Source organism: Acinetobacter sp. NIPH1876 (assembly GCF_022808535.1).
GTDB classification, from domain to species: domain Bacteria; phylum Pseudomonadota; class Gammaproteobacteria; order Pseudomonadales; family Moraxellaceae; genus Acinetobacter; species Acinetobacter higginsii.
This window is the reverse complement of sequence record NZ_JALGBR010000003.1, coordinates 118431-143849: the sequence shown is the minus strand read 5'-3', so window position 1 is coordinate 143849 and position 25419 is coordinate 118431. Positions and strand designations below refer to the sequence as shown.

Genomic DNA, 25419 nt, shown 5'->3' with positions numbered 1-25419 from the left:
TAGCTTTTTGTAGATGATTTACAATTTGTTTTTGCCCAAATATAAGTTTAGTAAATGGACTCAAGTACTTAAGTCCATTATAAGGTTCATAAAATAAAGGTTTAACGTGGCGCTGAGGTACTCATTTTTAAGGCAATATCCTGTTGCTCGCTTTGCGTTGGGAAGCTCTTGCTTTGAATTGCCCATTGAATTTCAGCGAGTTTTTCATTGGCAGCATCCACTCCTGCCTGCATAGTCATCTCTCGACCTTTGACATCAAAGATATGCGCTTTTTCACGCAGATCAGGTTGAATTACAATATCAGCCTCTTTAAGTTCCTCTTCGGCCAAACGTCCTTGCATGATATTGATATTTTGGTTGAACAAGCCCCAAACATTACTGGTTTCAGTATGAATCGGCTGAGCCAAGATATCCACGGCGATGACCACATCCGCCCCCAATTCACGTGCGACCTGTACGGGCACGGGGCTAACTAAACCACCATCGACATACTCAACATCATGAATCTTGGTCGGTACAAACATACTTGGAATGGATGCGGAAGCCCGTACCGCCTGCCCGGTATTGCCATAATTAAAGACGGTTCTGGTGCCATCTTTTAATTCGGTCGCCACCACATACATTGGGATTGTCATTTTTTCTAATGGCAGGTTATGCACTTGCTCGTTGATATAGTCTTCCACTTTTTTGCCATCAAAAAAGCCCTTCAGACTCACATTGACTTCACGCACATCATTGGCTTTGAGCTTTAAAGCAATATCGCGTAATTCAGCAGGACTTTTACCACTGGCATAGATTGAACCGACAATACTGCCTGCACTGGTGCCCACGATAAAATCTGGACGAATACCTTGCTGCTCTAATACTTCAATCACGCCAATATGGGCATAACCACGCGCACCACCACTACCCAATACCAATGCAATCACAGGGCGTTTTTGCTGTTGTTTTATGGCATTAAAGGGTTGGCTTACAGCTTGAGCTTGGGCATCTTCAATCACGGGTTTTAAATGTGAAGTACTTTGGCAACCAGCCAAAACTGCCATTGAAAGACCCAACATCCATAATTTAAGCTGTTTCATACGCCGCGATTGCCATATTAACCATATCTCTAGATCTAAATTTTAGCGTTTAGCGCATCTAAAAACTGTAGCAATTTTTTGTATTTGTCATCAAAAAGACATAAAAAAAGCTCCTCGAAAGGAGCTTTTTATGATTTTAGTTTTGCTTTGACTGTATTACCAAATATCAGAATCAACTTTTTTCTTTAATTCTGGATAGTTATCAATCTTAAACTCAGGCTCTTTAATGCCGCGCTTCAACTGAGAGGTATAGTCTTTTAACAGAGTCCGTGCCATAGGGGTTAACAATAAGATTGCGATCAAGTTAATCGTCGCCATAATCCCCATAAACAAGTCTGCCATTGACCAAACCAATGGAACACTACCAATCGCGCCGAAGTACACCATCACCAATACAAAGATTCGGAAGATGAACATCACTTTCGGATTGTTATTGATAAACTGCACATTACTTTCTGCATAGGCATAGTTACCAAGTACAGCGGAATAACAGAATAAGAACAACAGCACTGCTAGGAAGTCAGCCCCCCAATGTCCGACTTGAGTCTCTAAGGCACGCTGTGTCAGCTCTACCCCGACAAAGCCCGCATCGTGATAAACACCCGATACCAAGATAATGATCGCAGTACTGGTACACACAATGAACGTATCAACGAATACACCAAGCATTTGCACCAAGCCTTGGTTCACAGGGTGTTTCACATCCGATGCTGCGGCAGCGTTTGGTGCAGAACCCATACCCGCTTCGTTAGAGAACAAACCACGCTTGATCCCTTGCATCATCGCCATCGAAATCATGGCGCCAAAGAAACCGCCAGCTGCAGCATTAAACTGGAATGCTTCAGTGAAGATCAGTTTAAAGATACCAGGTAAAAGTTCGTAATTGCTGATGGCAATATACATCGCTACTGCAAGATACAGACCTGCTTTTAATGGAACAAACATTTCTGCAAATTTGGCAATACGTTTAATACCACCAAAAATTGCCAATGCAACCATAACAACCAGTGCAAGGCCTACCCATGAAATTTCGAGATCAACACCACCTAAGTGGGCAACCAAATTGGCTTTGTCCCAACCCCATGCATGTGAAGAGGCATTGGCAATCGCATTAATCTGAACTGAGTTGAATACGAAACCATAGGTAAAGATCAATGCAAGCGCGAAAATCACACCAAAGGTTTTACTACGTAAGCCTTGAGTAATATAGTAGGCTGGCCCCCCGCGGAATTGCTTACTATTACTATCTCTGACTTTAAACAATTGTGCGAGTGAAGATTCAATGAATGCTGAGCTCATCCCGAGAATCGCGGTAAACCACATCCAGAACACCGCACCTGGTCCACCAATCGCAATCGCAATTGCTACACCTGCAATGTTACCTACCCCAACACGACTGGCTAAGCCCGTTACAAATGCCTGAAATGGTGTCAGTCCATGTGAATCTTTTTCATCACTTTTGCTGCGACTGCCCTTCATCACCTTGATACTGTGGAAGAACATTCTGATTTGGACAGCTTTCGTTGCAATGGTATAGAAAATACCAACTGCTAGCAGAAAAACAACGAGAAAGTCCCATAAAGGATCATTGAAAAAACTTACCCAAGCCATCAGGGTGTCATTTAATTTTTCATTCATCACTTATTCGCTTTTAAATATTTTATGTACGTCCGTACATATACGATAACAATGGATGAATCAAAAAAGCCCCGCTTGGGGCTTTTGATCCGACTTAGGCAAAGAATTTCAAAATTAATTGAATTACTGTTGCGTTAATTAAATCAACGAAGAACGCACCACAAAGCGGAACAATCAAGAAGGCTTTATGAGATGGTCCATACATATTGGTAATCGCTTGCATGTTTGCAACCGCAGTTGGTGTTGCCCCCATACCAAAACCACAGTGACCTGCTGCCAGTACCGCTGCATCGTAGTTTTTACCCATGACGCGGAAGGTAATGAACGCAGCATATAATGCCATCGTAATGGTTTGCGCACCTAAAATAACGACAAGCGGGCCAGCCAAATCTGCCAACTGCCATAATTTTAATGAAAGCAATGCCATTGCAAGATAAAGTGATAATGACGCATTACCAAACACATCAATTGCACGGTCAAAGATATCTACTTTTAATACGCTTTCTAAGACATTACGTAAGATCACACCCCCACCAAGCGCCCAAACGAATGTTGGTAACTCGAACCAAGTGCCCTTACTGAAACCTGTCATGAATTCTGCAAATGCCAAACACGCAGCAAACATACCCAAAGTCGTAATCGCATTATCAGCCGTAATTAAACGAACCTGATGTGGATTTTCAAATGGTGCTAGCTCGTCAGGATGTTGATCTAAATGCGTATCGCGATTTTTGATTTCAGCTGGGGTCTGTGCTTGAGCAAGGCTATAACGGTTAATCAACAACTTCGCCAATGGACCACCGATAATACCACCGATAATCAGACCGAAAGTTGCACTCGCCATACCTAAAGCCAACGCACCTTGAATCCCATGCTGAGTCTCAAGAATTTCACCCCACGCACCTGCAGTACCGTGACCACCTGTCAATGTAATTGAACCTGCAATCAAACCCACCAAAGGATCAATACCCAATAGGGTTGCAAGGCTCATACCGACAGCGTTCTGTACCACAATAAAAGAGGCGACACAGACCAAGAAGATCACTAAACCAATACCGCCTTCTTTGAGCTTCATGAAGTTAGCACTTAAGCCAATCGAAGCGAAGAAGATCAACATAAAACTGGTTTGTAATTCACTACTAAAAACAATACTGTAACCCCAAAGTGAGTGTACAAGTAGTGAAAGTACCGCTGCAACCAAACCACCAGCCACAGGCTCAGGAATGTTATAGCGTTTTAAGAAGTCAATTTTATTAACGAGCAAACGTCCTAATAACAAGACGATGACCGCCGAAATTAGGGTATAGAAACCATTAAAAGTAAATTCCATATCTTCTTCCGTTTATTTTATTCGTTCTACCGATGATTTTTTCACCACTTTGGAACGCATAAAATAGTAACTCTCAAAATGAGTGAAAACTCAATCAACTTAATAAAAAGCATACAGTTCTAAGCAAGAACTAAGGCTGTTTCGTTGATCAGTTTTCACGGATGATTTACACCTACTGGATAGGTGGCTTAGAAGTTATAGCGAGCCATGGCCCCTACACGATTATCCTTACCTTTTTGTCCATCAAAGGTCTTACGTTCACCGTAGACATACTCTAGACCAAACGTAATCGGTGTAACTGGCGAATACATGATATTCCACCAACCTTGTTGCAAAGTTTTGTTCTGTGCAGAATCTTTGGCGATCACAGCCTGCTTAGCAAAGTCATTACTGTCATCAGCAAACATTGCGCCATAAGCCAAAGTACTACGTAATTTAGGATTAATTTGATAAGTCGCACCTACTGTCAGCGCATCAAACTCATTCAAATTTAGACGGAAATTATTTGGATTTACGTTGTAAGCATTGTTGGTATACAACAAGAATTTACTATCACCCTTCACATGCGAATAGTCGATCATCGCCTGCAACGCATCGGTGAACTTATATTTTGCACCGACCGCGACACCCCAGCCCAATTCTGAATCATTGGCACTAATCTGTTTAGTTTCTTTCTTAAAGGTATCGTTATCAATTTGCGTTAACACTTCTTTATACGCATCTTTACTACGTGCTTCGGTAATCAATGCACGTACAGACGTTGTACCTTTGCCTTCAGCAAAATCATATTTTAATTTTGAAGTTAAAGCAGGTGCTCGGTTATCGTCATTGCCTTTTTCCAAAGCAACAAAATAATGTGTCGCTGGATTAAATGCACCACTATAACGGACCATTGGCGTACGGTAAGTCCCGATTCCCAACGGCGAGTTAAAATCTAGCATTTCTGGCTGTAAGTCAGTTGCCAAGAAAGTTGAAGTAGTTTGACCAAATAGCCAGTCATTCATTGTTAAATAAGCATGGCGAATACGAATGGTGTCATTGCTACTACCACCACGGAAATCGACTTCTAACTTACCACCCACTTCAGCGCCTTCGACTGGTGCTTTAAAATCAAGCCCCAAACGGGTAACCGTTGCAGTGCTATAGAAACGATCGCTATTCTTTTCAGCGCCTTCTAAATCAACCTTATTGATGCGGTTAAAGATCCCGTCACCACCTTTAGATTGATAAGAAGCATCACCACGTAAGAAACCGTGTAATTTAACTTCTGCACCAGACGCAGTGTTAAACACCAATTGCGACTTTTTAGGAACAGCGGGTGCCACAGCTACATTTGCAGGGTGATCTGGGTGTGTTTCTTTAAAATTAGAATGTTCCTGTACAGGAGCAAGGTCATTTTTTTGTTTTGCTTGGGGAACATATTGCTGTAATAAAGCTTTTAATTCCTTCACTTCATCACGAAGTTGTTGAATCTGTTCTTGCTCACTAGCAGCGTGTGCGTTGTTCATCATTAAGGCAGCAACAGTGATTGCTAAACCTTGTAGTACGAACGGCTTACGGATGAGAGATACACTCATGAGAAGCTCCTTGTATCTGTGTATATTTCAACATTTTCTAGCGGCATAAAATTGGATAAATTTGCTATGCCTAGGATAGAAAATTCCCCTCACCTTATCAGTAAGGAAAGCCCAATCAGTTTTTTAAAAAGGGCGTATTATGCATAAATTTCGAATATTGTGTGTACTTTTTATTTAAGGAGTTTTCATCATTTTCGCGTGAATAAAAAAATAGTTTTTCGATTTCATTATGTTACTAATAGTTTTCTTTTTCACACAAACCAAACAAAACATATAAAACATACTACAACTTATCATAAAGCTTTCTTTTTGTGATTATTTTTTACACACCGCTAAAGTTGTATGTGAAAAACTATCTGCAAAAACCATTTATTGATTTATAGTCAGCACACATTAAAAGATCAAAATGATGAGGAGTTTTTTATGAACACGGAACAAGTCCGCTATGTAGATGAAGCGATTACGTCTCGTCATTCAGTCCGTGCATTTTTAGATACCCCTATCGAAACACAAACCATCAAAGATATTTTAGCGGTAGCAAGTCGTGCGCCTTCTGGCACCAATGTTCAGCCTTGGAAAGTCTATGTGGTGACAGGGCAAAAACGTGCAGAGATGATTGATCGTGTTTGCACTGCCCAAATTGAACTGCTACAAAACCCTGAGCTTGCAGCACAATATCAAGAGACTTTTGCCTATTATCCTGCAACTTGGATTTCACCGTTCATTGATCGTCGTCGTGCCAATGGTTGGGGACTGTATGGTTTGCTGGGCATCCAAAAAGGCGAAAAAGAAAAAATGGCCGCACAACAATTGCGTAACTTTCAATTGTTCGATGCCCCCGTTGCTTTATATTTTACCGTGAATAAAGTCATGGGGATCGGATCCAAAATGGATATTGCCATGATGATTCAAAACGTCATGGTGGCTGCTAAAGCGCGTGGCTTAGATACTTGCCCGCAAGCCGCATGGAATCACTTTCATCCAATCGTACTGGATATTTTGGGCGCGCCAGAAGATGAAGAACTGGTTTGTGCGGTGGCTTTAGGTCATGCTGACCCTGAGCATATTGTGAATACCTTTATTACACCGCGTGAACCTGTTGAAAACTTCACGGTGTTTTTAGACTAAACCTGTAAATAAAGCAGTCTCTAAGCTGAGAGACTGCTTTGCTGTTTTCCAACTTTTAAAATGGCAAACAGTCCTGCACTGGTAAACAGTAACATCATGATGCCCATGTTCAAAGATGCCTTCCATACCAAGAAATTCAAGATAATCCCAGCCAACAGACCGCAAGCAAATTGCATACTGCCCATAATGGCACTGGCCGTACCTGCACGTGCCCCTTGCTGAGACATCGCCAAAGCCATGGCATTCGGCCCTGTTAAACCAATTCCGGATACCACCAAGAATAAGCCTGACATTAGCAGCAATAGTGGTGCATCTGTCATCAATCCAGCAGTCAGCACAATCAATGCCCCAAAACATTGGATTAAACCACCCAAACGTAGGCGTTGGAAAATTCCCATGCGAGTATTCAAATGTTTATTCAGCGAAGACATCAACATGATCCCTGCGGCATTCAGCGCAAATGCATAAGAGAAATGCTGCTGCGACAATCCATATTGCCCCATAAACACTTCTGAAGCCGAGCTGATATAACAGAATAAAGCTGCACCCGTTAAACAGCCCGCAAACATCGGCACACGGAAACTCTCATCTTTTAAAATTGCCCCATACAGCGTACTGACTTGATAGGCCGATAATTTCAAACGGCGCTCAACAGGAAGGGATTCTTTAAAGAAGAAATGTACACAGAGCCAACACACCACCCCAATCATCGACAAGACGATAAAAATTGCCTGCCAAGGGAAGAAGGTCAAAATCCATGCCCCAAAGATGGGTGCAAGAATCGGAGCCAGCCCCATCACAATCATCATGCTGGAAAATGCCTGAGCAGAACCCTGCATATCCAGACGGTCACGAATGGTCGCCCGTGCCATCACCACACCGACACAACCACCCAAGGCTTGGAAAATACGTGCGGCGATTAAGGCCCACTCATTGCTTGCAAATACACAGGCCAAACTGGCAATTGCATACAATGCCAAACCAAAATATAAAGGCTTTTTACGGCCAATTCGATCACTCACCGGACCATAGATCAATTGCCCAATCGCCAGTCCCAAGAAGTAAGCAGGTAAGGTATTGGCCACCATTTGTGTACTCACCCCAAATTCATCAGCCATTTGTGGCAGTGCAGGCAAGTACATATCAATCGATAAGGGCCCTAATGCGGTTAACAAAGCAAGCAACAAAATCCATGCTGTTGAATATTGACGCTGATTGGTTTGCTCTGTCTGCATAATACGCTACTTTTCATCTATATCTGGATTCTAAGCTTAGCATCCTCCATGAATTTGTGCATAATAAGAATGATAAAATCGATTGTAGAATACAAGAAGGACACCCCTTGAATCCTTGGTTCGGACGTTTAAAACAAACAACCTATAACACCACGTTGATGTATAACGTGCGCATGCTCATTGCCTTTACTGGAACTGCTTTTGTTCCCTACCTTTTAAATTTTCAATTAGCCACTATTCCACTCACTTTAGGTGTTGTTGCAGCCGCGATCAGTGATATCGACGACCGCTTTTCTGTACGTATCCAGAATCTGATCTATACCTATATTGGTTTCTTTATTACCGCCGCTTCGGTGCAATTGTTATTCCCCTATCCAGTTGCCTTTGCGATTGGATTAATTGCATCCTGTATTGGCTGGATCTTATTGGGTTCTCTCGGACGACGTTATGCCACCATTGCTTATGGCTGCTTAGTAACGTCTGTCTACACCATGTTGGGCGTACATTTATTCGATCAATGGTATATTCAGCCTGCACTTTTAGTCGCAGGTGCAGCTTGGTATGGCTTACTCTCCACCATTAGCTTTCTGTTGTTCCCTGTGCGAAAAGTTCAGGACCAACTTTCTGCCTCCTATTCAGCTCTTGGTAGCTTCTTATTTGCTAAATCAAACCTATTTGATGTCGACATGACGCCGTCAAGCTATCAACAAAGCATGATTGATATCGCCTTGGAAAATGGCAAACTGGTGGGGATCTTCAATGATCTGCGCATGTCGTTATTGACTCGTTTGAAGGGTGACCGAGGACAAAAAGATACTCGGCGCAGTCTGCAATACTATTTTGTGGCACAAGATATTCATGAACGCGCGGACTCAGCCCATATTGATTATCAAAAACTGGCAAAGGTCTTTCAGCACAGCGATATCTTATTTCGCTTTCAACGGATTTTATCTATTCAAGGCAAAGCCTGTCAGGACTTGGCACAATCCATTTTAAGCCGTACCCGTTATGTGCATAACAAGCGTTTTAAACACAGTTTTGAAAATTTAAGACTGTCCTTAGAAAAACTGCGTGAAGATGGACATTATGATCAGGTGCGGGTGAATGCCCTATTTGCACTTTATCAGAACCTTAAGTCGATTGATGCACAATTACAAAACCTAGAAACCGAACGAAATCTGCAAAAGATCAATGCACAACATACCGAAAGCCAGTTAAAAGATGATGATCTAAAAGGCTGGAATGACATCATGGTACGAGTGAAACAGCATCTCACACCTGAGTCGGTATTGTTCCGTCATGCGGTACGTTTATCGATCGTATTGTTTATTGGCTATCTGTTTATTCAGCTTACTAATATCGCCTATGGTTACTGGATTCTGCTCACTGCGTTATTTGTATGTCAACCCAACTTCAATGCCACCAAACGACGTTTGTATTTACGTATCGTCGGAACATTGGTCGGTATTATCGTTGGACTTGCCATCATCTATTTTATTCCTTCAATCGAAGGTCAATTGGTGATGTTGATTCTGAGTGGTGTGCTGTTTCTGGAGCTGCGTAGTAAGCAATATGCGCAAGCCACTGCATTCATAACCATCCTTGCTTTAATCAACTTTAATCTGGATGGCTCTGCATTCGCAGCGGGTCTACCCCGTTTTATTGATACTGTCATTGGGTGCGCCTTGGCATGGTTTGGTGTCAGTTTCATTTGGCCAGACTGGAAGTTCCGCAGATTACCGCGCTCAATTCAACGCTCTCTACAGGCACAATGTAAATATCTTGCTGAGGTTGTAGAACAATATCATCAGGGTCGTAATAATGCCTTGAATTATCGTGTAGTTCGACGTGCCGCACACAATACCGATGCTGAAGTGGCTTCCCTGATTTCCACTATTGCAACTGAACCGAATATTGATGTGAATCAAAAAAGTTTAGCGTTTGAGTTTTTATGCCTGAGCCATACTTTTTTAAGCTACATCGCAGCATTAGGTGCGCATCGAGAGCAAATCCAAAATCAGGAAGTATTAGGCTTACTCGATCAGGCTTTAGATGATATTCAAGGGGCACTCCTCAGAGATGAAGTTCCTGATTTATCAGCACAAAATCTGATGCAAACCATTCGTGACCGTCTCAGCCGCAATGAAGATCATGATCCAAAATCGCTGATCATTTTGCAGCAGCTTTCACTCATGCTCAGTGTGTTAACACGCTTAAGTATGCTGAAACAAAGTCTGAGCCATGAACCGAATGAAGATGGTACCGAATTTGCTTCACTTTAATGGCTGTTGTGATTGCAATAGCCTCCCATGATTCGCCATTGGCATAATATCTTTGCATGCTAATAGATGTTAAACTAAACCCAGTTATATACTCATTTTTTATACTATGACCGCCAAAACGCTATACGCTTATACGCTACAACCTGTTCCTTACGAAGTTTCTGAAGCTGAACAACGTCAAGCTCAACTGATGATTTGGCGTAGTACCAACAAATTCAGCCGCAAAGCATGGATGATTATGATTGCACTGGTTGTGCTCTCATTGGTTGCTGCAGGACTTATTAAATATTATTCAACCTACTCAACTGTGATTTGTTGGGTCGTGATTGTGAGTGTGGTGCTGTTCTATTTGATCAAACGTTTTGGTCTGGAGTGGTACGTTAAACGCAAGATGACTGAATTCCCTGTACAGGAAATTAAAGGTCTACGTTTAGGCGTACAACCACACGGTATCGTGATGCGCCAAAAAATGGGTCTGCAAGAAGGTACTGCAACCATTGGTTGGAAAGACATTTACGAATGGTATAGTTCACCTGACTTTATTTTGGTGAACTTCAAGGTAAAAACAAAAGGCGAAGAACAACAAGGTGCCTATATTTTACCAAAGCGTATGGACTCGAAAAATTTCTCGTTCAATACCGTACGTAGACACCTAAATGAAACAGTTGGTGCACCTAAATCAATTTAAGTTTTAGTCTCTGACGTAAAAGACCTCCCTACATGGGAGGTTTTTTAATGCTCATTAAATAAATGAGAATCAAAATCAATATTACCTGCAAAATCCATATTATGTTCTTATTCTTGGGTTATAATTTTTTACATGAATTTCATTATCTTTCCATTCTTTGACCATGTTTAAAAAAGTTTTCTTCCAAATCCATTGGTTTTTAGGGATTACTGCGGGGCTTATTCTCTCCTTAATGGGGGTAACAGGTGCAATCTACTCATACGAACCACAGATTCTAAAATGGATCAACCAAGACAGCTATGTCGTTGAGGTTGCCCAAACACCAAAACTCACCCCTGCCCAACTGTATCAACATTTCAATCAGCAACAAGCCGAGATTGAAATTAACAGCATTACCATTGCTTCTGACCCAACAGCATCTTCTACCGTCAATATTAAAAAAGAAGGTGCGCGTCGTGGTTACAACATGATGGTCAATCCATATACAGCGGAAGTCTTACCTGATATTAAAGGTCGTGACACTTTACAATTTATTCAGCGTTTACATCGTAATTTAACGGCTGGAGAATTTGGGGCGCAGATTACTGGGGCATCTACGCTGATGCTGATTTTCTTTGTATTAAGTGGTATCTATCTACGCTTTCCAAAGAAACATAGTATTAAACAATGGTTGTTTATTAAGCCAAAACTAAGAGGTCGTAATTTTATTTGGGATCTGCATGCAGTGGTCGGAACCTGGGTGGTTGTATTCTATCTACTGTTTGCATGTACAGGCTTATATTGGTCTTATGACTGGTGGCGCGCAGGTATGTTCAAAGTCATGGGCGTTGAACAACCTCAACGTAATCAACAAAATAATGAACGTGGCAAAAATAAACAACCTGAACTGGAAAAAACGCAGGTTAATAGCATCCTGACGCAAACATGGACAGGAGTAAATGCACAGATTGGGCGTGAATATTCTAGCCTGACCTTAAATATTCCTAAACGTGATGATGCCAAGGTTGAACTTTCATTTGTCGATGCCATTCCACAGCATGAGCGCGCGCGTAACCAAGCCGTCTATAACTATCAAAACAATAAATTCGAAAAATTCGAACTCTATGAAGACAAGAAGCTCAATGAAAAAATCATGAGCAGTATGCTGCCCGTGCATCGTGGTAGCTTCTTTGGTTCAACCTATCAATTTATTGCCATGTTGGCTTCATTGGCCATGCCACTATTCTTTGTAACCGGTTGGATGCTGTATCTCAAACGCCGTAAACAGAAGAAATTAACTCAAGCGGCACGTCAGTCACTCGGCGCACAGCAGATTGACCCAAATGCCAAACCTTGGCTGATTACTTATGCAACGCAAACTGGTGTGGCTGAACAGTTGGCTTGGCGTACTGCGACCAGCTTACAGGAAGCACAGCAGCCAACCACGGTTAAACCAATTCAGCAACTGACTGAGCAAGACCTGCAACACGCAGCACAGGTTTTATTCGTAGTCAGTACCTATGGTACAGGTGAGGCACCTGATCTGGCCGCAAGTTTCAGCAAGAAACTGATGCAACAAAAGCTTGATCTTAGCCAAATGCAATATGCTGTACTAGCACTGGGTTCAAAAGAATATCTTGATAGTTATTGTAGCTTCGGCTATGCGGTAGATACATGGCTAAAGCAATGTCATGCGCAACCCTTATTTGACTTGATCGAAGTGGATAATGCCAATGCCTCTGATATTCAGCGTTGGAATCAGGGCTTGTCTGCGGTAACCCAGCATGAGCTACATGCCATGAATATTGAGAAAGTATTTGATCAATGGACGCTAAGCGAACGCACCCTACTTAATCCAGATAGCTTAGGGCAGGCAGCTTATAATATCGAGCTGACCTCAGCATCTGACATGACCTGGCATGCGGGTGATATTGCAGAAATTCAACCTGCCAACAGTTTGACTGATATTAAGAATTTCTTGATCAAGTACCAAACCCCTGCACATAGTATCGTTGAATCATTGAACCAAAATATTGAACAAGCACTGTGGAATAGAAATCTGCGGGTTGAGATCCAGCCTTTTAGTACACTTGAAGACTTACTGGAACAATTACCCACCCTACCCGCACGTGAATATTCGATTGCCAGTATTCCATCTCAACAAGTACTAAGACTGGTGGTTCGCCAAAAACGTGATGAAAATGATCAACTCGGTCTTGGTTCTGGCTGGTTAACCGAATTTGCGCAACCAAAACAAAATATCGCCCTGCGTATTCGAACCAATGAATCATTCCATTTAATTGACGATAACCGCCCTATTATCTGTGTCGGTAATGGTACTGGTATCGCAGGTCTTATGAGCTTGTTACAGCAACGTAATCGACAAAATTACACTGCTAACTGGCTGATCTTTGGTGAACGTCAACGCGAACATGATTTTTTCTATCAAGAAACCATTCAAGCCTGGTTAAACATGGGAACACTACAACGTTTAGACCTCGCCTTTTCTCGCGATCAAGAACAGCGTATCTATGTGCAGGATGTATTACGCAACAATGCAGATGAACTGATCAAATGGGTTGAGCAAGGTGCTGTGATTTATGTCTGTGGTAGCATTGAAGGTATGGCTTCTGGTGTCGATCAGGCATTGATGGAAATTCTTAGCGAAGAAAAACTGGATGAGTTAAGACAAGCTGGTCGTTATCGCCGAGACGTTTATTAATTCTTCTCTATAAAAAAAACGAGTGCTAGCCACTCGTTTTTTTATAAGACAATAAGAGGATTTGCCTTTCTCTGAATTTTGCATACACTTAGCACGGTTCAAATCGACACAATTAAGATTATGCAAATAAGTTCATGGGTTCGTATTATTTTAGCCCTTATCGGTTCAGTTCTGTTCTTAGATGGCGCAATTCTGATCGCTTTTAAAAAGATTCATATCGGAACCGTACTGCCGCTGCTACTTGGACTATTTTTCTGTCTCTATGCTTATTTCTATTATCATATTGAACGTTTCTTTTTCTATCATTTCCGCTTGCATTCAATCTGGCGCTTTGGCTGGCTCTGTTTCTGGATTTGGTTAGTTAGCTTAGGCTATTTCTTTGATTATCTGTCCGATAACAATGATAAAACTCAACATATCCCTGCGGTTAAAGCGATTATCGTACTAGGTAGTGGTGTAGAGAAAGGACAACCATCTGCAACACTCGCAAAACGTTTAGACCGTGCCGCCCCAATTGCTTTAGCTCAGCCTCAAGCAAAATTAGTCATGACAGGTGGTATTGATTTTGGTGAAACTGATAGCGAAGCCGTGGTGATGTCACGTTACGTACAACAACACTATCACATTCCTGCATCACAAATCATTTTGGAAGATAAAAGCACCAGCACTGAGCTAAATCTTAAAAATAGCCAACAGCTCTTGCAGGCACAACAGATTAGCATTCAACAACCAATTGCAATTGTGACCAGTGACTTTCATACCTTGCGTGCTGCTGCCATTGCTAAGAAACAAGGCTATACGGATATTACCCTACTCGGTGCGACTACACCTCTAAGCACACGCTACAATGCATGGTTAAGAGAATACTTTGCCTATGCGAGTGGTTGGATCTTAAATGAGTATTGATTGAGAGATTACCCTCTCAATTAGGATGAAGCTGAGTTATGCAACCGAATATCACGTGGTAAAGGTAGTTTTAACTCAGCAAAGACATCTGGACGTTGTAAATATATTTGGTATAAAAAATTCTTAATATCCAATAACAAAGAATCAGGGGAAACCAATAAATTGTTTCCCTCTGGGGTTAAATCTAGAGATAAGATCGTATTATTTTCTTTTAAAAATGGAATCAATTTTTCAATAAAAGCCAGTAATGGTACTTCCTGAATTTCGTATTGCGCCCAATTGTCTTTAATCAGCAGTTTTGCCAAACTTTTATTCTGCCACACGGATAATGCATGCTGTCCAGATGGTGTTGAGCATAAGGCCCAACCATCGTGATACAGTGCAATCACATGACGTTGCATAACAATATTTTGAATGAACTGACGGTAAGCGTCTTTGAGTGAAGAACCAGAAGGTGTAGTTTGAGATTTCGACGCAGCCTTGCGTTGATAAGGGTTTCTCATAAAGTACTTCAATATTAGAATCATTATTGACGCTAATCATAGAATAACTTTGTATGGATTACAATGATATGAGATTTAGGGAAGATATATGGTGGGCGCTGACGGGATCGAACCGCCGACATTCTGCTTGTAAGGCAGACGCTCTACCAACTGAGCTAAGCGCCCTGAGCGAGGATAAACAAAGCGAAGCTTTGTCTGAGCGCAAGAGAAAAATCTTCGATTTTTCTAATGGCATCTCGAATCAGAGATCAAGTATAAAGATACTTGTTAAAACTAACATTCTCTTAAACTGATATCAAGAGAATGGCGCAGCGGACGGGGCTCGAACCCGCGACCCTCGGCGTGACAGGCCGATATTCTAACCAACTGAACTACCGCTGCACTGTATTACTTCTATTGAGAAGTAAATGTCACAAATTATGGTGGGCGCTGACGGGATCGAACCGCCGACATTCTGCTTGTAAGGCAGACGCTCTACCAACTGAGCTAAGCGCCCTAAGGAATAAAAACTGATTAACTATCAATCTTTATGACGCAAGATAAAAATTATCATCTTGTATCCCAAGGTGTTCATTCTTGCAAATTTAAGTGGCGCAGCGGACGGGGCTCGAACCCGCGACCCTCGGCGTGACAGGCCGATATTCTAACCAACTGAACTACCGCTGCACTTGAGTTTTAACGTAAAGGCTTGGTGGGCGCTGACGGGATCGAACCGCCGACATTCTGCTTGTAAGGCAGACGCTCTACCAACTGAGCTAAGCGCCCTTAACGTCTTCATCGTTTGTGAGGTGCATTATAGAGAATCTTTACAGCCTGTCAAACGCTTTTGCCACTCTTTTCCGAAAAAACCGTACGAATGATTAAAAAATAAGTCATTCCATCAAAAAAATGATATTTTCGTATTTTATTTAAGCACTTATTTGCATTTTCACGCTTTATTTTCTAAGGCTTGTTCAGAAATATAAACCACAGCTTGCTCAGAAACGAGTTCAAACAGTTCAAGAATTTCATCATTCTTCATACGAATGCAACCATGTGACATTGGAATGCCCATCGGTTCTGTATCAGGAGTACCATGAATATAGATATAACGCTTAAAGGTATCGTGCCCTTCCCCATGGTTAAAGCCTTCTTCTAAACCATCCAACCATAAAATACGCGACAATATCCAATCTCGTTGTGGAAATTGTTGCGCTAATTGCTGGTCATACACTTCACCCGTGGGTTGGCGTGCAATAAATACGGCATTTTTAGGTGCATCACCACCAATCTTTTGAGCAACCTGATGCCAACCTCTTGGCGTCTTGCCACTATTTTCTTGCTCACCAATGCCGTTCTTACCAGAAGAGATCACATAGAATTTATTATGTTTTGGCAAACTTAAGGTCTGTTGTGCCAAGTCAATGACAATGTCTGCCTGATCTAAGGTGTAGCTCATTTTTATCTCGATAACTGATAGAACATCTTTATTTCAACATAGACTATCGGCTTTTTCTTGTACTTTTCAGTAGTTTTAATTATCTGTTGGTTTTAAATATAAAAAACAAAACAGCATGATTTATCTTTGAGATAAGCTAAAAGCAGTGCTTTAAGTTTATTTATCCTCGCCACTCACAGCATATGAGCCATATTTGGCGCAAGGTCTTGCGCATGAGGAAGATATTCCCGCAAGAGCGTTACTTTCTTCACTCGAACATAGTTCTCGTCTTGCGCATGAGGAATATATTCCGCAAGAGCGTTGCTTTTCTTAACGCTGCTCAGGCTCGGGGCGTAACCACAGCCACACAGCCACGATAAACATAGTGACATCGGTAAAAACTTTTACCCAAAATGGCGCATTAGTAAATAGCATTAAGATACCGCTGATCAACATCATGATACTGGCAATCCATTTCGCCTTGCGCGGAACTGTGCCATGCTCACGCCAATTTCGTAAGGTCGGTCCATACTTCGGATGATTCAATAACCATGCATCCATTTCAGGCCAGCCTTTTGAAGCAGCCCATGCTGCTAAAATCAGAAAGACAGTGGTTGGCATCCCCGGTAGAATTGCCCCAATAATTCCTAACGTAATAAAAATCACGACTAAACTACGCCAGAATAATGTTTTCATTGAGCAATTAACCAACACCGATTTACAACCGTGCTAGTATAAAGTGTTTTTATCGTTCTTTCTTAAACTTCACTTATTATTTCAATGATTGAGTTAATTCATGCCTAACCTGATTACCACTTCCAGTTATTTTGAACCGTGGTTACAGTTTAATAACCCAATCGTACGACATTTAGCATTTTGTATTGCCAGCCCGAGTATATTGGCTCAGATTCCCAATGAGCTTCATGTAAAACATCATTTTGAGCTTCATCATGATTCGATTTGGCTCACTCATTATCAAAACTATGAACAGCGATTAAAGCAGCTCGATCAACAGCCTCAGCCACTGATTGATTTTCTGGCACAACTCAAAAGTACCCGTCTCGGTTTACGTTTTGAGAATTTACTCTGGTTCTGGTTATTGGATGATGACTATCATCCCTACCAACTGTTGGGACATAGTATTCAAAAAATTGCAGGTGCAGTCACCTTAGGTGAACTCGATTTTGTTGTACTCAATACACGAACAAATGAAATTGAACATTGGGAAGTCGCCTTAAAATATTATCTGGGTGAAAACGAATTAGATTTAGCACAATGGTACGGCCTAAACCGCGAAGATACCTTGCACCGAAAGTTAACACATTTTACTGAACGTCAATTTCAGTTTTCAGAAGCCAATCTGTATCAAATTCAAAGAAAGTTTGCAGTGATGAAAGGCCAACTCTATCTACCCCAAGAGCAAAATAACTTAAATCTACCGTCTTGGATCAATACATCACGACGTTTAGGGCATTGGGGAACCCAGATCCCACAAACGCCCTATTACCGCCTACAACGGCATGAATGGCTTTGCCCTGATTTAGAGCCTTCATCACAAACTGCAGTCTGGTGGAGCAATGGTTTGTATTATCAGGATCAGCCAACACATTCTTATTATATGTTTCGCCAACCTTCACTTTTATTTATGAAATAAAGTGAATTATTATTCTACAAATTAACATTTTATAACATATCTACCATCAAACCCACATGGTCATTTTCTGTTAACTTTTTTAGCCTCTTAAGTACATCATAATTAAATTGAAATGGAGACGATGATGAAAAAAATTTTAGTTGCTTCAATCATGACTGCTTTTGTTTTAACTGGCTGTAATACATTTAAAGGTATTGGTAAAGATGTGTCTAAGGCAGGTGATAAAGTCACACAAACTGCGGAGAAAACACAAGATAAAATGTAATCCCTGAAAGCAACTTACCAAAACCTTATCTAAACCTAGATAAGGTTTATTTTCCCATACCTTTCTGCTGCATATTCCCCTATTATATCGGTTCACATTTCACCAGATTTAGCTACATCTCGCATGAACCATTCCGATACGCTTGAACTTAGTTTACAACTCCTTCGCCAACCTTCTGTCACACCTGTTGACCATGATTGCCAAAATATCATGGCTGAACGCTTATCGAAGATTGGCTTTAATATCGAAAACATGCGTTTTGAAGATGTTGATAATTTATGGGCACGCCGCGGTACTGAAAATCCAGTATTCTGTTTTGCAGGACATACCGATGTTGTACCCACAGGTCATTTAGACGCATGGAATTCAGATCCATTTTTACCAAGTATTCGTGATGGTAAGTTATATGGGCGTGGTTCTGCGGACATGAAGACCGCATTGGCTGCGATGGTGGTTGCTTCTGAACGTTTTGTTGCAAAACATCCAAATCATAAAGGTTCTATTGCCTTCCTGATTACTTCAGACGAAGAAGGTCCATCAATTAACGGTACAGTTAAAGTCGTTGAAACATTAGAAGCGCGTAATGAAAAAATGACGTGGTGCTTAGTTGGCGAACCATCAAGCACAAATCAACTGGGCGATATCGTCAAGAATGGCCGTCGTGGCTCTCTAAATGCTGTACTGACTGTTCATGGCAAGCAAGGTCATGTTGCCTATCCACATCTCGCTGAGAATCCAATTCATTCTGCTTCTAAAGCCATCAATGAATTGTGCGAAACAGTTTGGGACAACGGCAATGAATACTTTCCTGCAACCTCATTCCAGATTTCAAATATCCAAGCAGGTACTGGCGCAACCAATGTGATTCCAGGCACATTAAAAGTGACCTTTAACTTCCGTTACTCGACTGAAGTCACGGCCGATATCCTGAAACAGCGTGTGCTTGAGACTTTAGATCAACATAAGCTCAATTACGACATTCAATGGACTTTATCTGGCTTGCCTTTCCTTACCCCAGTCGGTGAGTTAGTCAATGCTGCAAAAACCGCGATTAAAAATGTCACAGGGGTTGATACCGTGCTTTCAACCAGTGGTGGTACTTCTGATGGCCGCTTTATTGCCCCTACGGGTGCACAAGTGCTTGAACTCGGTGTGTTGAATGCAACCATCCATCAGATTAATGAGCATGTCAATGTTGCAGAGCTTGAGCCATTGGCTGAAATCTATGAACAGATTTTAGTTGAATTACTGGCTTAAACCCCAAAAATCATGCAAATAAAAAAGGAACTCAAATGAGTTCCTTTTTTATTACAGCCCGAGCTGGGTTTGTATATTTTGCAAATGGGGAACATAGAATTCATGCTCTCCCATTTTTACATATTTAAAGACTTTGTCGTCATTGATTTCACGCTCTTCATCCACAATCTCTGAAATACGCACACGAATCGATTCAGGCATTTCATCGCAGACCAGCGCAAATCGTTCAGAAACGTCATCACCCTCTATCACCAAAGCAACCCCTTGTTTCTGCTTTGGATCATTCACGGCATAGACAGGAAGTTTTAGATCATGCCATTCGATATGATCAACATTGGTTTGGGTATCCATTGCTGATAACACAATATTTTGGGGTAACAGCATCGGCACTTTTTGATGACATTGAATAATATATGCATCAATAAATCCGGTTGAGACCGTAATTAAATGTTGTAACTCTTGCTGGTCAATCTGTCCCAGTGCTGAGTTTGCGCTTTTCTTAGCCATTATTTTTCACCTCTTAGCGCACCGCAAGTAAGCTTTCAATATTTTCCAAGAGCGCCTCTTCTTGGAATGGTTTACCCATATACTGGTTTACACCCAATGATAATGCACGTTCACGATGCTTCTCACCAGTACGTGATGTAATCATGATAATTGGCAAGTCACGGTGAATTTCATGATGTCGTACCAGATTCGAAACCTCGAAACCATCCATACGTGGCATCTCGATATCCAATAACATCAGATCTGGCTTAACCGTCTCAAGCTGTTCAATTGCATCGACACCATCTTTCGCGGTTACAACATCATAGCCTTGACGCTCTAATAGACGTGAAGTCACCTTACGTACCGTCACCGAGTCATCGACAATCATAATCAAGCGACGTTCGTCATAACGCTGCTTGGTATAGGTCTCATCCGCCTGTTTACTACGTGCAGTTGACTGTGCTTGTCGCGCAATGTTTTGACCGTCCAAGATCAAACAGACTTGACCATCACCGAGAATCGTTGCACCTGCAATCACACCAATACTGGAGAACTGTTGTCCCACTGGTTTGACCACAATCTGTCCACGCGAGCCAATCAACTGATCAACCAGTAATGCCGTGGTTTGACCTTGCGCACCTTTAATTAACAGCACTGGTAAGGAATGGACCACACCACTCAATCGTGGAATTGGCTGCCCAGCAACAAACTCAGACAAGTAACGTAAACGATAACGCTCTTGATCAATGCTGAAGTAATCATCCTGACTTTCAAAGTACTGTTCTAAGGCCATTGGTGAGATACGTACAATACGATCGATCTGTGCCAATGGGAACGCGAACTGTTGATCGCCTGCTTTTACCATCAAGGCATCGCTCACCGCCACCGTCGTCGGTACGCGAATGGTAAAGGTGGTGCCCTGACCTAAGCTTGAATCGACACTGACGTGACCACCTAAGGCTTTAATATCACTTTGTACAACATCCAGACCTACACCACGTCCAGAAATTTGAGTGACTTGAGCTGCGGTACTAAAGCCTGGATGGAAGATAAATTGTAGAATTTCTTCCTGATCAAGCTTTTGGTCTTTGGTCATTAAACCAGTCTGTAATGCTTTTTCTTTAATGCGGTTAACATCAATCCCTTTACCATCGTCACTAAAGGTCACCACTACATCTGTGCCTTGACGACCAATGTTCAACACAATATGTCCAGTCTCTGGCTTTTGTGCCTGTAGACGTTGTTCGCGGTCTTCAATCCCGTGGTCAATCGCGTTACGTAACATATGTTCAAACGGCGCAACCAAACGCTCAAGAATACTGCGGTCTAATTCACCTTCGGTATTATTCACCACCAGTTCTGTTGGGCGGTTTAAGGTCGATGCTGTTTGACGCACAATACGTTGCAAACGCGGCAATAAACGAGAGAATGGTACCAAGCGAGTACGCATCAAGCTTTCTTGGATTTCTGCTTGAATACGTGACTGTTGTAACAGCAAACCTTCGGTATCACGAATCTTTTCAGACAGCGTAGTTTTGAAATCAACCAAATCCGATGCAGATTCTGCCAATGATTTAGACAATTGGTTCAGCGAAGAGTATTGGTCCATTTCCAGTGGGTCAAAGTCGGCATAACGCGAGTTTTCACCACCATGTCGTGCAATAATCTGACTTTCTAACTCACCTTCCATTCGGCGTAACTGATCCGCCAAACGTTTGATTGCCAGTTCCATTTCCGTCAAGGTACCGCCCAATTGACCTAAGTCCATCTCGATACGTGAACGGTTGATCGCATTCTCCCCTGACAAATCAATCATCTTCTCGATGACGTCAGCAGAAACACGGATCATTTCATTATTCTGTTCAATGCGTTCAGCGGTTTCCCATTCACCTAGCATTGACGGCGGCTCAGTGCCATCCCCTTGAACAAACTCCATCGTATATTCAGGCGTAAAGATGTCTTTGGCAGAGAGTTTCTGTGGAAGTTGTGCCGAAACATCGACAAATTCCATCTTCTCCAAGCTTTGTTTTAAGCCATCAAAGTTTGCATATTGGCGTTTAGAGATCGCATCCTCAAGCCATGCAAATGCAGTGTTGAGTAGGTTGTCATACACATTCGAGTTGAAATGATGTACACCAAATTGCTCAAATGCATTTTCTAAGTGGTAGGCAATAATGGCAATCGCATCCATTTCTGCCATACGTGCACCACCTTTAAGACTGTGGGCATTACGCTGTAACTGCAACAGTAAACTACGGTTACTGCGTTGATCAAACCATTGTTTTAATAAGCCCTGTGCCTGCTCTATTAATTCTTCTGCTTCTTCAAGGAAAGTTTGTTCAACCAGAGAACGGACATCGTCATCAGCCGACACGTTCTCTGTCTCAACGGTTTGAGCTGCTGAAGTATCTTCCAACACTTCTTCTTCAACTTCAACAATGCCAACTTGCTCTTCAAGTGCTATTGGCTGCACATCGGCTTCAGCTTCAACAAGTTCAAGTACGTCTGCCGGAGCATCAACACGCTCAGTTTCATTTACTTCGGTTACAGGTATAGCCTCGACAACTGGATCAAGCGTTGCAGGAGCAACTGTTTGATCTGCCTGTTGCAGTAACTGCACCACATGGGTCGATGGATAATCTGTTTGCTGATCGCGAATGGTTTGAATACGATCTGCAATGTCATCTTGGACTAAACGAATGATCGCAATCAGTTGTGGTGTTGCCTGAATCTGTTGGTTGATCAGTTTTTCATAAATCGTTTCCAACTCATGCGCAATCAAACCAATATGACGTGCTTGAATCATATTTGAACCACCTTTTAAGGTGTGCAAATAACGCATCAAGTTCTTTAAAGCATTAATATTTTGGTGATCGGCAGTCCATGTAATTAGATCAGCATCAATCCCCCCCATCAACTCATCTGCTTCTTCAAGGAAGATATCCAACAAGTCAGGATCAAAGTCACGGTTTGCATCAGTTGATTGTAACTGTTGCTTATCCAGAGCCAACTGAGCAGCGAATGTGGTGACATCAATCGTTGCTGACATAGACTCAGTTTGGACTGGCGCAACCGTTATAATTGCATCTGATGACTCAGTAACATCTTCAATTACAGCTAATGGATCTTGTAGTGTTGCTGGTACCGATTCAGTTTCAACGGGATCTGCCACAGCAGCTGTTTTGGACAAATCGGCTAACACAATCAAAGTGTGTGTCGATGGATAATCTACCTGCTGATCACGAATGGTTTGAATACGATCAGCAATATCATCTTGCACTGAACGAATCGCAGTAATCAACTGTGGCGTTGCTTGAATCTGTTGGTTGATCAACTTCTCGTAGATGGTTTCCAACTCATGCGCAATCAAACCAATATGACGCGCTTGAATCATATTTGAACCACCTTTTAAGGTGTGCAAATAGCGCATCAGATTCTTTAGGGCATTGACGTTTTGATGATCCGCAGCCCATGTATTCAGGTCAGTATCAATCCCACCCAGTAATTCGTCGGCTTCTTCAAGGAAGATATCCAATACGTCAGGGTCAAAATCTCGATTCGCTTCATCTGACTGTAACTGCTGCTTATCTAAAGCAAATTGAGCGGCTAAATCGGTGCTCGCAATAACAGGCGTAGTTGCCTGTTGGAGTTCAACTGTATTTATCTCTTCAACTGCCTCAGTCACCTCAACAACAGGTGTTTCTAGAGACTCAACATTTTGTTGAGTGAAGGAACTTAATTCATTTAAAACAAGCTCATGCGCTTTGCTTAAGGTAACACGCTGTCCTGCAGCCAAAGTATCAAACAGTTGGATAAACTGTTGATGGACTTGATGATAAAGCTCAAATGCATAATCAAGATTAAGCAGACTTGGTTTAAAGAGAATATCTTGATAGCTAGAACGCAACTGACTGGTGTATTGATACATGCCAATGGTTGCATGGTGATGAGTATGCTGTAACAAGGTTTCAGCTTGCTGGCTGAGTAACTGAATATATTTCGGGAACTCATGACGTGCACGTTTTTCAAAATCAAACTCAACGTCTAAGAGATCATTAATATTGAGTTCAAGTAACTCAGAGACTAAACCTTGTGGTCGAACGGTGTTCCCATTCTTTTCTTCAAGTTGGAAATCGTAGCTATCCCAAGCAACATTGAAGGTCTGGTAGATTTCATCAAATTTCTGCTGTGGAGCTTGCTGTTTCAAAGTGTGTAAATAATCACGTACAAATTGAGCATAATGTGTCAACAGAGCCGTTTCATCTGAGCTTGAATCCAACTCTTCTTGTAATAATGTTTTAAACAGGTTCTCAACTTTTGAGCTAGCCTCAAACACATGATCAACCTGCGCCATGGCAGAGCTACCACGTAAGGTATGTAATGCTCGAATCAGCGTATTATAGTGATCATTACTTGGACGATCATTCACCAAGAATTGATCAATCGTGGCGAGATGCTCTTCTGCTTCTTCCAAGAAGATGGCCAAAGTTTCCTTCGCAAGAACCTCATCATCGGTATGAACTGTTGTCTCAGCCGAAAGAGATTCGACTGCGATAGTTTCAGGAACAGTTTCTTCAACTGCTTCGACATCTGCCCATTCAAGACCTGTCACGACATCATCATGCGTCAGATCAGTAGCAAGCTTAAATAACTCGGCCAATGCTGGCTCAGGACTTTGCTGTTGTTGTAATTGTTGTCCCAATAAAACCAGTGGTCTGAAGTCGATCAGATGACTTTGAACTGCTTTAAAATCATGAATCAGTTTAAAACGGTAGAGATTGAAAACTGCTTGTATATAGCGTTGGATATCGGTATTTAAGCTAATCGTACCCGCAATCACACGATTTAAAGTATCTTCAACCGTCCACGCCAACTCTCCAGACGACTTCGCCCCCACCATTCTTCCAGACCCTTTAAGCGTATGGAAATGGCGACGAATATCGGTGAGCACATCTTGCTGATGTGGTTGTTCCGTCCATTGAACTAATAATGGTTCTAACTCAACAAAGATCTCATCTAATTCTTCAATAAAAATTTCAAGAATCTCTGCATCTTGTTCAAGATAACTGTCTTCAGGAAGCGTCATCGTTTCAACTAACGTTTTTAATATTTGTTTCATAGCTGCTTCTTTCGTTTTTATCCACCAACGTGGGTAAAAATTACGTCTATCTATCACACAAGATGTAGTTACATTTCGCCATCACCTTGTTGAGATATCCAACATCTCTAAAAATGGAAAGACAGACACCCCCATCTGCCTTTCCAAT

The 25419-nt window shown here is 41.9% G+C and carries 18 protein-coding genes and 5 tRNA genes; 8 read left to right on the top strand and 15 right to left on the bottom strand.

What is annotated here, in order from left to right; all coding sequences use genetic code 11:
- Positions 1 to 101 precede the first annotated feature (101 nt).
- The 4 genes from MN869_RS04570 to MN869_RS04555 form a co-directional block, all read right to left on the bottom strand.
- Positions 102 to 1082 carry a patatin-like phospholipase family protein gene (locus MN869_RS04570; RefSeq protein WP_241304726.1) on the bottom strand — a complete coding sequence of 327 codons (981 nt, stop codon included), beginning with the start codon at positions 1080 to 1082 and terminating at the stop codon, positions 102 to 104.
- A 156-nt stretch (positions 1083 to 1238) separates the two neighbouring features.
- The gene (locus MN869_RS04565; RefSeq protein ID WP_004652334.1) at positions 1239 to 2720 is read right to left on the bottom strand and encodes an alanine/glycine:cation symporter family protein; all 1482 of its coding nucleotides are present in this window, start codon (positions 2718 to 2720) and stop codon (positions 1239 to 1241) included.
- Positions 2721 to 2814: 94 nt separating this feature from the next.
- The gene (gene gltS, locus MN869_RS04560) at positions 2815 to 4050 is read right to left on the bottom strand and encodes a sodium/glutamate symporter (protein WP_033134684.1); all 1236 of its coding nucleotides are present in this window, start codon (positions 4048 to 4050) and stop codon (positions 2815 to 2817) included.
- A gap of 188 nt (positions 4051 to 4238) precedes the next feature.
- Positions 4239 to 5627, bottom strand: coding sequence for a DcaP family trimeric outer membrane transporter (locus MN869_RS04555; protein ID WP_241304725.1), 1389 nt, complete (start codon positions 5625 to 5627; stop codon positions 4239 to 4241).
- A gap of 423 nt (positions 5628 to 6050) precedes the next feature.
- On the opposite strand from MN869_RS04555, the gene MN869_RS04550 reads away from it, so the two are divergent.
- Positions 6051 to 6755 (top strand): nitroreductase, encoded by a 705-nt coding sequence (locus MN869_RS04550; RefSeq protein WP_171550157.1) that lies wholly within the window; start codon positions 6051 to 6053, stop codon positions 6753 to 6755.
- Between the two features lie 20 nt (positions 6756 to 6775).
- Here the strand turns inward: MN869_RS04550 and MN869_RS04545 are convergent, their stop codons facing one another.
- A complete protein-coding gene (locus MN869_RS04545; RefSeq protein ID WP_241304724.1) occupies positions 6776 to 7990 on the bottom strand; it encodes a multidrug effflux MFS transporter in 1215 nt (404 codons plus the stop codon).
- 107 nt (positions 7991 to 8097) lie between these two features.
- On the opposite strand from MN869_RS04545, the gene yccS reads away from it, so the two are divergent.
- The 4 genes from yccS (at position 8098) to MN869_RS04525 (ending at position 14567) form a co-directional block, all read left to right on the top strand.
- Positions 8098 to 10272: a YccS family putative transporter gene (yccS, locus tag MN869_RS04540; protein ID WP_243306907.1), complete on the top strand. Its 2175-nt coding sequence runs from the start codon at positions 8098 to 8100 to the stop codon at positions 10270 to 10272.
- Between the two features lie 106 nt (positions 10273 to 10378).
- A complete protein-coding gene (locus MN869_RS04535; protein ID WP_004802952.1) occupies positions 10379 to 10960 on the top strand; it encodes a YcxB family protein in 582 nt (193 codons plus the stop codon).
- A 163-nt stretch (positions 10961 to 11123) separates the two neighbouring features.
- The gene (locus MN869_RS04530; protein ID WP_241304722.1) at positions 11124 to 13661 is read left to right on the top strand and encodes a sulfite reductase flavoprotein subunit alpha; all 2538 of its coding nucleotides are present in this window, start codon (positions 11124 to 11126) and stop codon (positions 13659 to 13661) included.
- 120 nt (positions 13662 to 13781) lie between these two features.
- The gene (locus MN869_RS04525; RefSeq protein ID WP_004802948.1) at positions 13782 to 14567 is read left to right on the top strand and encodes a YdcF family protein; all 786 of its coding nucleotides are present in this window, start codon (positions 13782 to 13784) and stop codon (positions 14565 to 14567) included.
- A 20-nt stretch (positions 14568 to 14587) separates the two neighbouring features.
- On the opposite strand, the gene MN869_RS04520 is transcribed toward MN869_RS04525, so the two are convergent.
- The 8 genes from MN869_RS04520 to MN869_RS04485 form a co-directional block, all read right to left on the bottom strand.
- The gene (locus MN869_RS04520; protein WP_004802944.1) at positions 14588 to 15070 is read right to left on the bottom strand and encodes a DUF2750 domain-containing protein; all 483 of its coding nucleotides are present in this window, start codon (positions 15068 to 15070) and stop codon (positions 14588 to 14590) included.
- A gap of 89 nt (positions 15071 to 15159) precedes the next feature.
- Positions 15160 to 15235, bottom strand: a tRNA-Val gene (locus tag MN869_RS04515).
- Positions 15236 to 15374: 139 nt separating this feature from the next.
- Positions 15375 to 15451: transfer RNA gene (locus MN869_RS04510), tRNA-Asp, on the bottom strand.
- 39 nt (positions 15452 to 15490) lie between these two features.
- Positions 15491 to 15566, bottom strand: a tRNA-Val gene (locus MN869_RS04505).
- Between the two features lie 93 nt (positions 15567 to 15659).
- Positions 15660 to 15736 (bottom strand) — tRNA-Asp (locus tag MN869_RS04500).
- 23 nt (positions 15737 to 15759) lie between these two features.
- Positions 15760 to 15835: transfer RNA gene (locus MN869_RS04495), tRNA-Val, on the bottom strand.
- A 163-nt stretch (positions 15836 to 15998) separates the two neighbouring features.
- The gene (elsL, locus tag MN869_RS04490) at positions 15999 to 16508 is read right to left on the bottom strand and encodes a cell wall-recycling L,D-carboxypeptidase ElsL (protein ID WP_004802943.1); all 510 of its coding nucleotides are present in this window, start codon (positions 16506 to 16508) and stop codon (positions 15999 to 16001) included.
- A 309-nt stretch (positions 16509 to 16817) separates the two neighbouring features.
- Positions 16818 to 17183 carry a YbaN family protein gene (locus MN869_RS04485; protein WP_004802942.1) on the bottom strand — a complete coding sequence of 122 codons (366 nt, stop codon included), beginning with the start codon at positions 17181 to 17183 and terminating at the stop codon, positions 16818 to 16820.
- A gap of 100 nt (positions 17184 to 17283) precedes the next feature.
- On the opposite strand from MN869_RS04485, the gene MN869_RS04480 reads away from it, so the two are divergent.
- The 3 genes from MN869_RS04480 (at position 17284) to dapE (ending at position 19663) form a co-directional block, all read left to right on the top strand.
- Positions 17284 to 18141, top strand: a complete 858-nt coding sequence (locus MN869_RS04480) for a DUF1853 family protein (protein WP_241304721.1) — start codon at positions 17284 to 17286, stop codon at positions 18139 to 18141.
- Positions 18142 to 18262: 121 nt separating this feature from the next.
- Positions 18263 to 18406, top strand: coding sequence for an entericidin A/B family lipoprotein (locus tag MN869_RS04475; RefSeq protein ID WP_016541456.1), 144 nt, complete (start codon positions 18263 to 18265; stop codon positions 18404 to 18406).
- Between the two features lie 123 nt (positions 18407 to 18529).
- Positions 18530 to 19663: a succinyl-diaminopimelate desuccinylase gene (gene dapE / locus MN869_RS04470; RefSeq protein WP_241304720.1), complete on the top strand. Its 1134-nt coding sequence runs from the start codon at positions 18530 to 18532 to the stop codon at positions 19661 to 19663.
- Positions 19664 to 19714: 51 nt separating this feature from the next.
- On the opposite strand, the gene MN869_RS04465 is transcribed toward dapE, so the two are convergent.
- On the bottom strand, positions 19715 to 20170 hold the full coding sequence (locus MN869_RS04465) for a hypothetical protein (protein WP_241304719.1): 456 nt from the start codon (positions 20168 to 20170) through the stop codon (positions 19715 to 19717).
- 13 nt (positions 20171 to 20183) lie between these two features.
- Positions 20184 to 25271: an Hpt domain-containing protein gene (locus MN869_RS04460; protein ID WP_241304718.1), complete on the bottom strand. Its 5088-nt coding sequence runs from the start codon at positions 25269 to 25271 to the stop codon at positions 20184 to 20186.
- Between the last annotated feature and the right edge of the window lie 148 nt (positions 25272 to 25419).